We start from the raw sequence: 13,600 nt of genomic DNA, 5'->3' as shown, positions 1-13,600 counted from the left end.
GCGGAACGGCCGACGGAACGGCCGGCGGGCCTTTGGGCCCCTCCCCCACAGGCTTTGGGCTCGTCTTCCCCGCAACTCCCCCCGGACGGCACAGCAGCCGCACAGGCCGAGGTTAGCTCACCTAAGTTTCAGGGCGATCCCCGTCCTGACCTGTGCTTTCGAGGAGTTGGGCACCCTTGCGTCCCCTGCGGCTGCGTAAAACGGCGATCACCACGGCTGCGGTCACGGCCGCCGCACTCGTCCTCGGCGCCTGTTCCGGCCCCGGAGGCGACGGCGACGGCAAGGCCGCCGACGCGCAGTCCCGTACCGTCGACACGGCCGACGGCACGGTGGACGTGCCGTTCAAGCCGGTGCGCGTCGCCGCCCTCGACAACACCTCTTTCGCGACGCTGAAGGCCTTCGGCGTCACCCCCGTCGCGGCGCCGAAGTCCCTGCTCCCCAAGACCGGTTACGAGGACTGGGTCAAGGACGAGAAGGTCGCCGACGCGGGCGGCCACCGCGAGCCGCTCTTCGAAGCCGTCAACGAGGCCGAACCGGGCCTGACCATCGGCGGCTACCGCTTCGCTGAGCACACCGGCACGTTGAACAAGATCGCCAAGACCATCGACGTCTCCCCCGACGACGAGGCCGAGGGCGGCTACGTCGCCTCCCCGAAGAAGCAGACCCGCACCCTGGGCGCCATCTTCGGCCAGGAGGCGAAGGCGGCGGAGCTCGTCGCCGCCCTCGACGCGTCCGCGGAGGCCGCCGGCCGGGCCACCAACGGCGAGAGCGTGTTCCTCGGCGTCGCCAGCGCCGGGAGGATCGACAACGGCGCGAGCCGCATCGGGCGCCTGATGGCCCCGCTCAGCCTGAAGAACGTGCTGGACCCCGCCGGTCAGGACAGCACCTCCGTGCACAACGACTCCGGCCTGGCTCCCGAGACCATCGCCCAGCTCAACCCCGACTGGATGATCCTCTTCGACCGCGACGCCGCCGTGGGCAAGGGCGACAACACCGCGGCCAAAGCGCTCGTCGACGGCCAGCAGGCCTGGGCGAAGACCACCTTCCGGACCAAGGACCAGATCGTGCACCTCGCCCCCGACTTCTACCTCACCGAGGGCATCCAGGCCTACACCGAGGCCTTCGGCCAGGTCGCCGGGGCCTTCGCCGCCAAGAGCTGACCCCGCGGCCGGCCGCGCAGCCCATGCCCATGCCCGTGTCCAAGCCCGTGTCCAAGCCCATGTCCAAGCCCGTGCCCGAACCCCGGCCCGAGCCCGTGCGTACGCGCACCACCATCAGGCCCCAGCGGCTCCCGCTGCTCGCCGCCACCGCCGCGACGGCCGCCCTCGTCGTCGCCTCCCTGTTCGTCGGCGGGTACGACATCTCGCTCCGCACCCTGCTCGACGACCCCGACGCGCTGGACATGTTCCTCATCTCCCGCGTCCCGCGGACCCTCGCCCTGATCCTCTCGGCCGCCGCGATGGGAGTCTGCGGCGTGTTCATGCAGATGCTCGTGCAGAACCGCATCGTGGAGCCGACCACGACCGGGGCGAGCGAGTGGGCGGCCCTCGGCATCCTGCTGCTCGCGCTGTTCGCCCCCGCCGCCCCCGTCCTCGTACGGATGGGCGCGGCCAGTGCCTTCGCCTTCGCCGGCACGATGGCCTTCCTCGGGGTGCTGCGCCGGGTCCGGCTGCGCTCCTCGGTGGTGGTCCCGCTGGCCGGCATCATGCTGGGCTCGGTGGTCAGCGCGCTCACCCTGTACCTCGCCTCCGGCGCCGACCTGTTACAGATGCTGACCACCTGGCGCTCCGGCGGCTTCAGCGGCACCGTGCGCGGCCAGTACGAACCCCTCTGGGTCGTCGGCCTGATCGTGGCGGCCCTCTACCTGGCCGCCGACCGGTTCACCATCGCCGGACTCGGCAAGGACGTCGCCACCAACCTCGGCCTGCGCCACGAGCGGATCATGCTCATCGGGGTGTCCATGGTGGCCCTGGCGACCGGCGTCACGACCATCGTCGTCGGCTTCGTCCCCTTCCTCGGCCTGGTCGTCCCCAACCTCGTCTCCCTCCTGCGCGGCGACGACGTACGGGCCAACCTGCCCTGGGTGGTGATCGGCAGCGTCGCGCTGATGATCCTGTGCGACCTGATCGGGCGCGTGGTGGTCTTCCCCCTGGAGATCCCGGCCTCGGTGATCCTCGGCGCGGTCGGCGCCACCCTCTTCATCGGCATGATCCTGCGACAGCGGCGGACCCTCCATGGCTGACCTCTCCGTCCCCGCCTCCGCTACGGGGCTGCGCGCGCCCGCGCCGCGCACCCGGATCCTGATCACGGCGGGGCTGCTCGTGCCCGCCGTCGCCGCCTTCCTCCTCCTCTTCGTCCGGGGCTCCTTCGCCTTCGCCTTCGAGCGCCGGATCACGCTGCTCGGGGCGATGGCGGTGGCGGCGTTCTGCCAGGCCGTCGGCACGGTGCTGTTCCAGACAGTGACCCGGAACCGGCTGCCGACCCCGTCGATCATGGGCTTCGAGTCCGTCTACACCCTCATGCAGACCCTCATGGTCTTCGTGTGCGGCGGCAGCGTGCTCGCCGCCACCGACGGGCTGCCCAAACTCCTCGCCCAGACCGGCCTGATGGTCTGCTTCTCCACCCTCCTCTTCCGCTCCCTCTTCGCGGGCCGGCTCGGCAACCTGCACGTCATGCTGCTCGTCGGGGTCTGTCTGGGGCTCGCCTTCGCCAGCCTGTCGACCTTCCTGCAGCGGCTGCTCTCCCCGTCCCAGTACGACGTGCTCTCCGTCCGGATGTTCGGCCGGCTCAGCGCCGCCGACCCGACCCATCTGCCGCTCGCGCTCGGCGCCTGCGCGGTGATCGGCCTCCTCGTGTGGCGCCGTCGCCACCGCCTCGACGTGCTGCTGCTGGGCCGGGACGCGGCCACCGGGCTCGGGGTCCCGTACAAGGCGGAGCTGACCGGGGCCCTGGTCCTGGTCTCGGTCCTGCTCTCCCTGTCCACGGCGCTGGTCGGCCCGATGACGTTCTTCGGTTTCGTCGTCGCCACGCTCGCGTACCAGCTGGCGGGCACGCACCGGCACGCGATCGTCCTGCCCCTGGCCTTCCTGATGGGCCTGCTGACGCTGGTGACCGGCCAGTTCGTGATGGAGCACGTCTTCTACGCGTCCGGGATGCTCACCGTGGTCATCGAGTTCCTCGGCGGCGTCCTCTTCCTCGTCCACCTGCTCCGAAAGGGATCCCTGTGATCGAGTTCCGCGACGTCCGCAAGGACTACCAGGGCAAGACCGTCCTGGGGCCCGTGTCCGGCACCATCGCCGCGGGCGGGGTGACCTCCCTGGTCGGCCCGAACGGGGCGGGCAAGTCCACGCTGCTCACGGTGATCGGCCGGATCTGCGAGCCGACGGCCGGCACCGTGACGGTCGACGGGGTCGACGTGCACACCGCCAAGTCCCAGGACGTGGCGCGGATCCTGGCCGTACTGCGTCAGGAGAACCACTTCACGGCCCTGGTCACCGTCCGCGAGCTCGTCGGCTTCGGCCGCTTCCCGCACAGCCAGGGCCGTACGACCCCCCGCGACACCGCGCTCGTGGAAGAGGCGCTGGAGTTCCTGGACCTCGGCGAGCTGAGCCACCGCTACCTCGACCAGCTCTCGGGCGGGCAGCGCCAGCGGGCCTACGTGGCGATGGCGCTGGCCCAGGACACGGACTACGTCCTGCTCGACGAGCCGCTGAACAACCTCGACATGAAGCATTCGGTGCGCATGATGCGGCAGTTGCGGCAGGCCGCCGACGAACTCGGCAAGACGATCGTGCTCATCGTCCACGACATCAACTTCGCGGCCGCCTACTCCGACCGGATCGTCGCCCTGCGCGACGGCCGCGTCGCCGCCTCCGGGAGCTCGGCGGAACTCATGCGCGACGAGGTCCTGACCGGCATCTTCGACACCCCGGTCCGGGTCCACCGGATCGAGGGCCGCGCCGTCGCCGTGTACTAGCCGTGGACTAGCCGTGGACTGGCCGTGGACCAGGCGTGCACCAGCCGCGCACCGGCCGTGCGCTAGGACGTGCGCTAGGAGGTGCGTCCTGCCCCGAAGGCCCGCAGGGCCCAGCGGTAGTGCGCGCCCGCCTTGCCCAGGCCCAGCAGGGCGGTGATCCACAGGATCATGCCGAGGCCCATGGTGTAGGCGACCTCTCCGTAGGTGTCGGAGCCGGGCCGGGCCGTCGCCGCCGAGCCGAAGGTCACCCAGAGTCCGATCCCGCCCAGGGCGAAGGAGGCCAGCAGCCAGACCAGGCTGCGCCCGGGCGCGCGCACGGCGGCGTCCACGGGCGGGTCCCGGTCCAGCTCCGCCCAGGCGCACAGCAGCCGGCGGACCTGCCGGTCCCGCTTGGCGCCCCAGGCGAACCAGAACCCGGCCGGTATCAGCACGCCCACGCCGAGCACGGCGAAGATCAGGCCGAAGAGGTACGCGAACGGGTCGTGGGTCTCGATGGCCATCAGGGCCATCCCGACGAAGGACCAGCCCAGGGCGAAGACCGCCGCGACCGCCCAGAGGAGCAGGAGCCGGCCGAGCCCCAGACTGCGCCGCCCGAGCTCCCCCAGGAAACGGGCACGGTCGGCCCGTACGGCGTTCACGTCGAGCCAGGCGCGCAGGTGCGCGGGAGGGGGCGGCGGCGGCAGGTCACGGCGGGGCATGTGCATGACCATATCCGCACGCCACACGGTCCGCGGGACCGCCGGGCGGAGCCTCAGCCTCCGCCCGTCCCCCCGACCTCCACCGATTCGAAGCGCCAGCGGTGGACCGCCCGCGTGATCAAATCCGCGGCGGGCTCCGGAAGTTCGGGCAGCTCGGCGCCGATGCCCTCGGCGGTCTCCCACCAGGTGATGACGAGGACCCGGTCCTGCGGGGCGCTGAACACCTCGCGCCGCACCGGGTCTTGGGCCAGGATCCGCGAACGGGCCCACTCCAGGAGCTCGTTGGCCCGCCCGGGCACGGCCCGGGCCTCCCACATCAGCGCGACGGTGCTCACGAGTACAGGTTGTCCTTGCTCAGCTCGTGCACGTGGTCGTGATCGTGCCCATGGCCGTGTCCGTGTCCGTGACCGTGCCCGTGGCTGTCGCCGTCCCCGTGGGAATGGCCGTGGGAATGGCCGGGAACATGCGGGTCGGTCACCGGCAGCGAGGAGTCCGCCGACAGGTCCCAGTCCGAGGGGGCCCTGTTCCGCTTGACCATCTCCGCGCCCAGCGCCGCCACCATCGCGCCGTTGTCCGTGCACAGCCCCGGCCGCGGCACGCGCAGGATGATCCCCGCGTCGTCGCACCGCTCCTGGGCCAGCGAACGCAGTCGCGAGTTGGCCGCGACCCCGCCGCCGATCATCAGGTGGTCGACGCCCTCGTCCTTGCACGCGCGGATCGCCTTGCGCGTCAGGACGTCCACCACGGCCTCCTGGAAGGAGGCCGCCACGTCGCGCACCGGCACGTCCTCGCCCGCCTTGCGCTTCGCCTCGATCCAGCGGGCGACCGAGGTCTTGAGCCCCGAGAAGGAGAAGTCGTACGGGGCGTCGCGCGGCCCCGTCAGCCCGCGCGGGAAGGCGATCGCCTTCGGGTCCCCCTCGCGTGCGAGCCGGTCGATGACCGGGCCGCCGGGGAAGCCCAGCTGCAGGACGCGCGCGATCTTGTCGAAGGCCTCGCCCGCGGCGTCGTCGATGGTCGCGCCGAGCGGCCGTACGTCGGAGGTGATGTCGGGGGCCAGCAGCAGCGAGGAGTGCCCGCCGGAGACCAGCAGCGCCATCGTCGGCTCGGGCAGCGGGCCGTGCTCCAGCTGGTCGACGCAGATGTGCGAGGCCAGGTGGTTCACCCCGTAGAGCGGCTTGCCCAGCGCGTACGCGTAGGCCTTCGCGGCGGAGACGCCCACCAGCAGGGCCCCCGCGAGGCCGGGGCCCGCGGTGACGGCGATGCCGTCGAGGTCGCGGGCGCTGACCCCGGCCTCCTTCAGGGCGCGCTCGATGGTGGGGACCATCGCCTCCAGGTGCGCGCGGGAGGCCACCTCGGGCACGACCCCGCCGAAGCGGGCGTGCTCGTCGACGCTCGACGCGATGGCGTCCGCGAGCAGCGTGGTGCCACGGACGACGCCGACGCCGGTCTCGTCGCAGGAGGTCTCGATGCCGAGGACGAGCGGTTCGTCAGCCATGGGTCGTCTCACCTTGCAGGGGTACGGAGTCGGGGAGTGCGGAATCGGGGTCCGCGGGGTCGGCGGGGTCTGCGGGCTCGGAAAGCCGCCGCATCACCAGGGCGTCCACGTTGCCCGGCTGGTAGTAGCCGCGCCGGAAGCCGATGGGCTCGAAGCCGAAGCGCGCGTAGAGCTTCTGGGCCCGCACGTTGTCGACCCGCACCTCCAGCAGCACCTCGGCGCACTCGAAGGCGGTGGCGGCGCGCAGCAGCTCGGTCAGCAGCCGGGCGCCGAGCCCGGTGCCCCACTGGTCGCGGGCCGCGGCGATGGTCTGTACGTCGGCCAGGTCACCGGCGGCGGCCAGCCCGGCGTAGCCGACCAGCCGGCCCGCCTCCTCCGCGACGAGGTAGCGGCGCGTGGCGCCGGGACCGCGGGCGTGGGCGAGCTCGGACCAGAACATCCCGGCGGACCAGGCGTCCTCGGGGAACAGCTCGTGCTCCAGTTCCAGCACGGGCCCGATGTCCCACCAGCGCATCTCGCGCAGGACGACGGCTGAGGTGGCTGTCACTGCGGGGTGACCACCTTGTAGTTCTTGGGCACCTCGGCGTCGGGCCGGCGCAGGTAGAGCGGGGCCGGCGGAACGCCGTCGGCGTTCTCGAACGCCTCCCCCGCCGCCAGCCGCCGCGCGGCCAGGGCGGCCAGGGCGGCGGCGCTCTGGTGCTCGGGGGCCCTCGCGTCGGTGAAGACCTCCGGGTAGAGCTGCGCTCCCTGCCCGACGGCGGGCAGTCCGGCGACGCGCTCGGCGATATCGGCCGGCCGGTCCACCGCGGGCCCGCCGACGCGGGTGCGGGGGTCCTCGTAGCGCGCCCAGTAGACCTCCTTGCGGCGGGCGTCGGTGGCCACGACGAAGGGGCCCTCGATCCCGGCCTCACCGGCCGCGTAGGCCAGGCCGTCCAGGGTGCACAGCCCGTGGACGGGCACGCCGAGGACGGAGGCGAAGGTGGACGCGGTCACGAGGCCGACGCGCAGTCCCGTGTAGGGGCCGGGGCCGACGCCGACGACGATGCCGGTGACGGCCTCGAGCTTCACCCCCGCCTCGGCGAGGACCTTGTCGACGGAGGGCAGCAGGAGCTCCCCGTGGCGGCGGGCGTCGACCTGGTTCGACTCGGCGAGGACGGACTCGCCGTCGTGCAGGGCGACGGTGACGGCGGGCGTGGCGGTATCTACAGCGAGCAAGAGCACGCGAACAGCCTACGACTCCGGGGCCCCCGGCCCTTGCGGCCGGTCTGCGGGCACCCCGGCTGCTACCTTCGGACCAGGTGTCAGGGTGTGATCGTTCGACTGCCCCTTTCGACTGACCGTTTCGACTGACCATGCGGAGAGGTGGAGCAAGGTGGCACGCAGCAGCTCGGGAATCGTGGCCGGGCTCACCGTCGGGGCGCTCGCCGTCGTCGGTTTCCTCGGCTACCAGGCGTCCACCTCCGCCCCCGCGCTCCCGCCGAAGGCCGTGGCGCAGAGCCCGGTGCCCGCTCCGAGCGACTCGGGGCCGGCCACGACCGACCCGACGAAGCCGGTGGCCCTCCCGGCGGGCTCCGGCAGCGGGGTGCGCGTCGTGTACTCGCTGAGCGCCAAGCGCGTGTGGCTGGTGGGACCCACCGGCGCAACGCAGTCCTTCGCGGTGGTGCCGAGCACGGTGCACCCGGCGCTCGGCAGCTACACGGTGGGCGGCCGCACGGGCAAGGTGACCGGCTCGGACGGGGTGCCGATCGAGCACGTCGTCCGGTTCGCCAGTCCGCAGGGGGTCACGGTCGGCTTCAGCGCCCGCGTGGACAACACCCTGCCGGCGCCCGATCAGGCCAAGAAGACCGGCGGCGTCCGCATGCTGCGCGCGGACGGGGACGCGATGTGGGCCTTCGCGACGATCGGCTCGAAGGTCGTCGTCGTTCCCTGACCCGACCGGCCGGCCCGGCCGGCAGACCGGCTGACCGTGTCACGGCAGGCTCGGCCGTGACACGCCGAGTTCACTCGTACGGGGAAGCTCTTCAGGCCGCTTCGGACTCCGGGGCGGCCTGTGCGCCGCCCTCCTCGGCGTCGCCCGCCGCCCCTTCCCGTACGGGACCGGGCTCAGGTGCGCGCTCCCGCGCCGGCGGTGTCGACACGGCGCTGGCGGCCGCGCCCGCGGCGAGCAGCGCCCCCATGGACACGGCGGACGGGCGGGGCACGCCCGCTGCTCCTCTTGCCGACATGGCTGCCTCCTGGCCGGGGCCAGCCCGTAATTAGGTACGCCTAACCAGCCCTCCGTACCATGTGACCACGCGCCCCACCGCCCGCGCAATATCTTCCCGACGACTTGTCGGAACGTTTCTCGCCGCGCCCCGCTCCGCCGCGCTCCGCCTACTCCGGCGACAGGACGCCCGCGAGGCCCTCCAGACCCGCCCCGGCCGACCAGCGGGAACCGATCCCACGGACCAGGACCTCGCGCACGTCGTCGAGGACCTCCTCGTGGCCGACCGCCCGGCGGATCACCACGTGCAGCCGGTCGTCGGACAGCTCCTCGACCTTGCCGTCGCCCCACTCCACGACGACGACGGACTCCGGCAGCGAGACGTCGAGGTCCAGGTCCTCCATCTCGTCCAGCCCGCCGCCCAGCCGGTACGCGTCCACGTGCACCAGCGCCGGACCGCCGGTCAGCGAGGGGTGGACCCGGGCGATCACGAAGGTCGGCGAGGTCACGGCCCCGCGCACGCCCAGGCCCTCGCCGAGGCCGCGGGTCAGGGTGGTCTTCCCGGCGCCGAGCTCCCCCGTCAGCAGGACGAGGTCGCCGGGGCGCAGCAGGGCGGCGATCCCGCGCCCCAGGTCCTGCATCGCGTCGGGCGAACCGACGGTGACGTGCGTTTCCGTGTCAGGTACTTCTTCCATGCCCGCCAACGTTAGCCGCTACGGGCACCGTCCCCGTGCGCGCGAGGAGCTCGGCGAGCAGGCGGTTCACGGTGTCCGGCTGCTCCAGCATCATCAGGTGCCCGGCGCCTTCCAGGACGGCCAGCTCCGCGGAGGGCACCGCCTCCTTGATGGCCTCGCTGTGATCGGGTGGGGTGACCATGTCGCCGGCCCCGGCGATGATCGTGACGGGTATGTCCGCGAACCGCTGGAGGGCGGCCGTCTTGTCGTGCGCCTGGAAGGCCGGGTAGAACTCGGCGACCACGTCGATGGGCGTGGCCTCGATGAGCCGCTCGGCGAAGCGGGAGACGGCCGGATCGACGTCGCGCGAGGCGAAGGAGTACATCTTGACCATGCCGGCGAACAGGTCGGCGGTGGCCCGCCGTCCCTTCTCCACCAGCTCCACCTGGGAGCCCAGCGCCTTGAGCACCCCGGGCAGCAGGCGCCGTACCGTCGAGAAGCCGAGGGCGGGCAGCCCGTAGGTGACCTCGTCCAGCTTGCCGCTGGAGGTGCCGACCAGGGCCACCCCGACCACCCGGTCCCGGATGAGTTCGGGGCACTCCTGGGCCAGGCCCATGATGGTCATCCCGCCCATCGAGTGGCCGACCAGGACCAGCGGGCCCTCGGGAGCGGCCGCGTCGATGACGGCCTTCAGGTCGCGGCCGAGCTGTTCGAAGGTGACCGGCTCGCCCTCGGCCTGGGACAGGCCGCGCGCGCTGCGGCCGTGGCTGCGCTGGTCCCAGTAGACGGCCCGGACCAGGCCGCGCAGGGCGGCGCGCTGGAAGTGCCAGGAGTCCTGGGACAGGCAGTAGCCGTGGCAGAACACCACGGTCGGACGGCGCGGGGCCTTGCGGCGCAGCCGGCGCCGCCGGCCCTCCTCGGGCAGCTCGTCGACCTCGTAGTACAGCGCGGTGCCGTCCTCGGCCCGCGCGGTGCCGGGGGAACCGCGCAGGGATCCGAAGTCCGCGGTCGCGTCGAGCGCGAGGCGCGCCTTCATGCGCATGCCCCGGCCGACGGTGATCCGCTCGACCGCGACCCCGGCCGCCGCTCCGGCGGCTATCACGCCGATGGCGGCGCCGGCCCAGCCCGCCTTGCGCCAGTTCTCACTCACGCCCGCCACCCCTCACTCGCTCAGCCGCCCCGGTACACGCGGGGGACCCGGCCCCCGATACGGGTGACGATCTCATAGGCGATCGTATGCGCCGCTTGAGCCCAGTCCTCGGCGGTGGGTTCACCGCGCTCGGCGTCCCCGAAGAGGACGGCCTCGTCGCCGACGCGCACGTCATCCCCGTCCCCGTCCAGGTCGACCACGAACTGGTCCATGGCGACGCGCCCGGCGACGGTACGGATCCGGCCGCCGACGAGCACCGGGCCGAGCCCGGAGGCCTGCCGCGGGACTCCGTCGGCGTAGCCCGCGGGGATCAGCGCGAGGCCGGTCTCCCGCTCGGTGACGTGGTGGTGCCCGTAGCTGACCCCGTGCCCGGCCGGCACGGTCTTGACCAGCGCGACGGAGGCCTTGAGCGCCATCGCGGGCCGCAGGCCGAGCTGGGCGGAGGTGCCGAGCTCGGGCGCGGGCGAGACCCCGTAGACGGCCAGGCCGCAGCGGACGAGGTCGAAGTGGGACTCCGGGAGGGTGAGCGTGGCCGGGGAGTTGGCGATGTGCCGGACCTCGGGCTCGACGCCCTCCTTCTCCGCGTACGCGAGCATGTCGCGGAAGGCGGCCAGCTGGAGCTGGATGGAGGGGTGGCCCGGCTCGTCGGCGCAGGCGAAGTGCGACCAGACGCCGGTGACGCGGACGGTCCCCTCGGACTGGGCGGCGACGGCCTCGGTGACCAGCTCCTCCCAGTCGGCGGGCTGGCAGCCGTTGCGGCCCAGGCCGGTGTCGGCCTTGAGCTGGATCCTGGCCGTCAGTCCGGCGGCGCGGGCGGCCTCCCGGACCTCGTCGAGGGCCCACATCGCGCTGACGGCCACGTCGATACCGGCCTCGACGGCCTCCCGCCAGGGCCCGCCGGGGGTCCACAGCCAGCACAGCACGGGCCCTTCGAGCCCGGCGGCGCGCAGCGCGAGGGCCTCCTCGGGCGTGGCGGTCCCCAGCCAGCTCGCACCGGCCTCCTGGGCGGCCTTGGCGCAGGCCACGGCCCCGTGCCCGTAGGCGTCCGCCTTGACGACGGCCATCAGTGCGGAACGGGGCGCCCGCTCGCGCAGGGCCCGTACGTTCGCCCGGACGGCGTCAAGATCGATCTCGGCGTACACGCGCGCGGCTGTCTCGTTCATCCCCCACAGTCTCTCAGAGCCCCGCCCACCGGGCCGAACAGGCAGGGCCAGACCCCGGCCCTGCCCGGCCCCTGCCCCGCCCGGCCCTGCCGGGGCGCACTGCCCACAGATGGCCCCGCATGGGCACGCTGCCCGCACGGGGCGCCCGACGCCGGGCAAAATCAGCCCCGCCGCCACTGGCCAAACCCAGCCCCGCCGGCGTTTGAGGCGCGGGGGTCCGGGGGCGGAGCCCCCGGGGGGTCCGGGGCGCAGCCACGGGGAACGGGCGAAGGGCGGGTAGGGGACTCTCCTCCAGCCCGCGCCGGGGGCACGCACCCTTGGTACGGAGCACCGCGCCCCGGCGCCGGAACCGGAACCGGAGACGGCCTAGCGGCCGGCGACATCCCGCCAAGCCCGCGGCAGGGCTTCCGCGACCTGGTGGGCCAGGAGGGGGCCGCCGGTGAGGCGGGCCGCCAGGCCGTGGAGGTACGCCGCCACCGCCCCGGCGTCCACGGCGGGCAGCCCGGCCGCCAGCAGGGACCCGGCCAGCCCGGACAGCACGTCCCCGCTCCCGGCGGTGGCCAGCCACGGGGTCCCGGTCGGGTTCACCCGGACGGCACCGGGCCCGGCCGGGGCGATCAGGGTCGTCGACCCCTTCAGCAGCGCCACCGCCCCGTACCGCTCCGCCAGCGCCCGTACGGCCTCCAGCCGCCCCGCCTCGACCGTCTCCCGCGAGAGCCCCAGCAGCGCCGCCGCCTCCCCCGCGTGCGGGGTCAGCAGGGTCGGGGCCGCCCGGGCCCGCAGCTCGGCGGGGTCCAGCCCGCGCAGCCCGTCCGCGTCCACCAGCACCGGTACCGGCTGCGACAGCGCCTCCCGCGCCTCCGGGCCGCCCTCGTCGCCCAGCCCCGGCCCGACCACCCACGCCTGCACCCGGCCGGCCCCGATCAGGGTCTCCGGGTAGCGGGCCAGTACGGCGTCGGCCACCGCGGGCGGCCCCACGTAGCGCACCGCGCCCGCGCCGCCCCGCAGCGCCCCCGCCACCGCGAGCACCGCCGCGCCCGGGTAGCGCGCGGACCCGGCGACGATCCCGAGGACTCCGCGCCGGTACTTGTCGCTCGTCGCCGTCGGCTCCGGCAGCAGTCCCGCCACGTCTGCGTGCTGCAGGGCCTCCATCTCGGGGGTCCCGAGGTCCAGCCCGATGTCCACCAGGTGCAAGGCGCCGGCCCGCGAGGCACCCGGGTCGATCAGCAGCCCCGGCTTGTACGCCCCGAAGGTCACCGTCACGTCCGCCGTGACGGCCGCTCCGGCCACCTCCCCGGTGTCCGCGTCCACCCCGCTCGGCAGGTCCACCGCGACCACCACCGCGCCCGCCGGGATCCGTTCCACCAGCGCGGCCGCGGCCGGCCGCAGCGCGCCCCGGCCGCCGATGCCGACCAGCCCGTCGAGCACCAGGTCGGCGCGCTCGGGCACGGCCCCCTCCAGGCGCCCCCCGGCGGCCCGCAGCGCGGCCAGGCCGCCCGCGTGCACCCGGGCCGGATCCATCGCGACGGCCGTCACCCCGGCCCCGCGCCGGGCCAGCTTCGCGCCCGCGAAGAGGGTGTCGCCGCCGTTGTCCCCCGGGCCGACCAGCAGCACCACGCCGGCCCCGTACACGCGGGGCAGCAACCGCACGCACACGGCGGCCAGTCCGGCCGCCGCCCGCCGCATCAGGGTGCCTTCGGGCAGCCGGGCCATCAGCTCGCGCTCGGCGGCCCGTACGGTCTCCACGCTGTAAGCAGTACGCATGCCACCAGCCTGCCCGAAGAAGGCTGCCAGGCGCCCTAGGCCGTCTCTTTCGGATCTTGCCGGGCCGACAAGATCCGAAAGAGACGGCCTAGCCCTCGGCGATCACCACGGCGGAGGCGATGCCCGCGTCGTGGCTGAGCGAGATGTGCCAGGACTTCACGCCCAGCGCCAGCGCCCGCGCCTCGACCGTCCCCGACACCCGCAGCCGCGGCTGCCCACTGGCCTCCACGTACACCTCGGCGTCGGTCCACAGCAGCCCGGCGGGCGCGCCGAGCGCCTTGGCCAGCGCTTCCTTGGCGGCGAACCGGGCGGCGAGCGAGGCGGTCCCGCGCCGCTCGCCGCCCGGCAGGGTCAGCTCCGCGTCGAGGAACAGCCGCCCGGCCAGGCCCGGCGTGCGCTCCAGCGCCGCGCCGAACCGCTCGATCTCCGCCACATCGATCCCGACGCCGATAATCACAACAACAGCTCCAACTACGC

General features: G+C 73.8%; 16 protein-coding genes. 5 read left to right on the top strand and 11 right to left on the bottom strand.

Translation table 11 applies throughout. The features are described 5' to 3' along the window. Positions 1-176 precede the first annotated feature (176 nt). Genes OG435_RS27610 through OG435_RS27595 form a run of 4 tightly spaced genes read left to right on the top strand, consistent with a single transcriptional unit; the run spans position 177 to position 3,976 of the window. The gene (locus tag OG435_RS27610) at positions 177-1,160 is read left to right on the top strand and encodes an ABC transporter substrate-binding protein (RefSeq protein ID WP_266880642.1); all 984 of its coding nucleotides are present in this window, start codon (positions 177-179) and stop codon (positions 1,158-1,160) included. 29 nt (positions 1,161-1,189) lie between these two features. Beyond that, a complete protein-coding gene (locus OG435_RS27605) occupies positions 1,190-2,242 on the top strand; it encodes an ABC transporter permease (RefSeq protein ID WP_430625694.1) in 1,053 nt (350 codons plus the stop codon). Beyond that, complete coding sequence (locus tag OG435_RS27600) at positions 2,235-3,227, top strand: iron chelate uptake ABC transporter family permease subunit (protein ID WP_266880640.1); 993 nt, start codon at positions 2,235-2,237, stop codon at positions 3,225-3,227. The genes OG435_RS27605 and OG435_RS27600 overlap by 8 nt, the downstream gene beginning before the upstream one ends. After that, positions 3,224-3,976, top strand: coding sequence for an ABC transporter ATP-binding protein (locus tag OG435_RS27595; RefSeq protein ID WP_266880639.1), 753 nt, complete (start codon positions 3,224-3,226; stop codon positions 3,974-3,976). The genes OG435_RS27600 and OG435_RS27595 overlap by 4 nt, the downstream gene beginning before the upstream one ends. A 74-nt stretch (positions 3,977-4,050) precedes the next feature. On the opposite strand, the gene OG435_RS27590 is transcribed toward OG435_RS27595, so the two are convergent. The 5 genes from OG435_RS27590 to tsaB are packed head-to-tail and all read right to left on the bottom strand — an operon-like array spanning position 4,051 to position 7,390. Next, positions 4,051-4,674 carry a hypothetical protein gene (locus tag OG435_RS27590; protein ID WP_266880638.1) on the bottom strand — a complete coding sequence of 208 codons (624 nt, stop codon included), beginning with the start codon at positions 4,672-4,674 and terminating at the stop codon, positions 4,051-4,053. 53 nt (positions 4,675-4,727) lie between these two features. Next, on the bottom strand, positions 4,728-5,009 hold the full coding sequence (locus tag OG435_RS27585; protein ID WP_266880637.1) for a hypothetical protein: 282 nt from the start codon (positions 5,007-5,009) through the stop codon (positions 4,728-4,730). Next, positions 5,006-6,169, bottom strand: a complete 1,164-nt coding sequence (gene tsaD / locus OG435_RS27580; protein ID WP_266880636.1) for a tRNA (adenosine(37)-N6)-threonylcarbamoyltransferase complex transferase subunit TsaD — start codon at positions 6,167-6,169, stop codon at positions 5,006-5,008. The genes OG435_RS27585 and tsaD overlap by 4 nt, the downstream gene beginning before the upstream one ends. Next, on the bottom strand, positions 6,162-6,683 hold the full coding sequence (gene rimI, locus OG435_RS27575; protein ID WP_266882123.1) for a ribosomal protein S18-alanine N-acetyltransferase: 522 nt from the start codon (positions 6,681-6,683) through the stop codon (positions 6,162-6,164). Before rimI ends, tsaD begins: the two co-directional genes overlap by 8 nt. Before the next feature lie 29 nt (positions 6,684-6,712). Continuing rightward, positions 6,713-7,390: a tRNA (adenosine(37)-N6)-threonylcarbamoyltransferase complex dimerization subunit type 1 TsaB gene (gene tsaB, locus OG435_RS27570; protein WP_266880635.1), complete on the bottom strand. Its 678-nt coding sequence runs from the start codon at positions 7,388-7,390 to the stop codon at positions 6,713-6,715. A 151-nt stretch (positions 7,391-7,541) separates the two neighbouring features. On the opposite strand from tsaB, the gene OG435_RS27565 reads away from it, so the two are divergent. After that, positions 7,542-8,099, top strand: a complete 558-nt coding sequence (locus OG435_RS27565) for a hypothetical protein (protein WP_266880634.1) — start codon at positions 7,542-7,544, stop codon at positions 8,097-8,099. A gap of 91 nt (positions 8,100-8,190) precedes the next feature. Here the strand turns inward: OG435_RS27565 and OG435_RS27560 are convergent, their stop codons facing one another. From OG435_RS27560 to OG435_RS27535, 6 genes are all read right to left on the bottom strand, one after another. Continuing rightward, entirely contained in the window at positions 8,191-8,370 is a 180-nt protein-coding gene (locus OG435_RS27560) for a hypothetical protein (RefSeq protein ID WP_266880633.1), read from the bottom strand. A gap of 172 nt (positions 8,371-8,542) precedes the next feature. After that, a complete protein-coding gene (gene tsaE, locus OG435_RS27555) occupies positions 8,543-9,067 on the bottom strand; it encodes a tRNA (adenosine(37)-N6)-threonylcarbamoyltransferase complex ATPase subunit type 1 TsaE (RefSeq protein WP_266880632.1) in 525 nt (174 codons plus the stop codon). Further along, entirely contained in the window at positions 9,051-10,196 is a 1,146-nt protein-coding gene (locus tag OG435_RS27550; protein WP_266880631.1) for an alpha/beta fold hydrolase, read from the bottom strand. The genes tsaE and OG435_RS27550 overlap by 17 nt, the downstream gene beginning before the upstream one ends. Positions 10,197-10,216: 20 nt before the next feature. Continuing rightward, complete coding sequence (gene alr / locus OG435_RS27545; RefSeq protein WP_266880630.1) at positions 10,217-11,359, bottom strand: alanine racemase; 1,143 nt, start codon at positions 11,357-11,359, stop codon at positions 10,217-10,219. Positions 11,360-11,725: 366 nt separating this feature from the next. Continuing rightward, a complete protein-coding gene (locus tag OG435_RS27540; RefSeq protein ID WP_266880629.1) occupies positions 11,726-13,123 on the bottom strand; it encodes an NAD(P)H-hydrate dehydratase in 1,398 nt (465 codons plus the stop codon). An 88-nt stretch (positions 13,124-13,211) separates the two neighbouring features. Next, positions 13,212-13,580: a holo-ACP synthase gene (locus OG435_RS27535; protein WP_250751491.1), complete on the bottom strand. Its 369-nt coding sequence runs from the start codon at positions 13,578-13,580 to the stop codon at positions 13,212-13,214. Positions 13,581-13,600 lie beyond the last annotated feature (20 nt).

The organism is Streptomyces sp. NBC_01264, assembly GCF_026340675.1.
GTDB lineage: Bacteria > Actinomycetota > Actinomycetes > Streptomycetales > Streptomycetaceae > Streptomyces.
The sequence above is the reverse complement of the archived record's forward strand: the minus strand, read 5'-3'. Positions and strand labels throughout refer to the sequence as shown.

What these genes read in the sequence shown, in the direction of transcription:
- OG435_RS27590 (WP_266880638.1), bottom strand. Translation starts at nt 4,674, where the DNA reads ATGCCCCGCCGTGACCTGCCGCCGCCGCCCCCTCCCGCGCACCTGCGC.
- OG435_RS27540 (WP_266880629.1), bottom strand. Translation starts at nt 13,123, where the DNA reads ATGCGTACTGCTTACAGCGTGGAGACCGTACGGGCCGCCGAGCGCGAG.
- alr (WP_266880630.1), bottom strand. Translation starts at nt 11,359, where the DNA reads ATGAACGAGACAGCCGCGCGCGTGTACGCCGAGATCGATCTTGACGCC.
- rimI (WP_266882123.1), bottom strand. Translation starts at nt 6,683, where the DNA reads ATGCGCTGGTGGGACATCGGGCCCGTGCTGGAACTGGAGCACGAGCTG.
- tsaE (WP_266880632.1), bottom strand. Translation starts at nt 9,067, where the DNA reads ATGGAAGAAGTACCTGACACGGAAACGCACGTCACCGTCGGTTCGCCC.
- OG435_RS27600 (WP_266880640.1), top strand. Translation starts at nt 2,235, where the DNA reads ATGGCTGACCTCTCCGTCCCCGCCTCCGCTACGGGGCTGCGCGCGCCC.
- tsaD (WP_266880636.1), bottom strand. Translation starts at nt 6,169, where the DNA reads ATGGCTGACGAACCGCTCGTCCTCGGCATCGAGACCTCCTGCGACGAG.
- OG435_RS27605 (WP_430625694.1), top strand. Translation starts at nt 1,190, where the DNA reads ATGCCCGTGTCCAAGCCCGTGTCCAAGCCCATGTCCAAGCCCGTGCCC.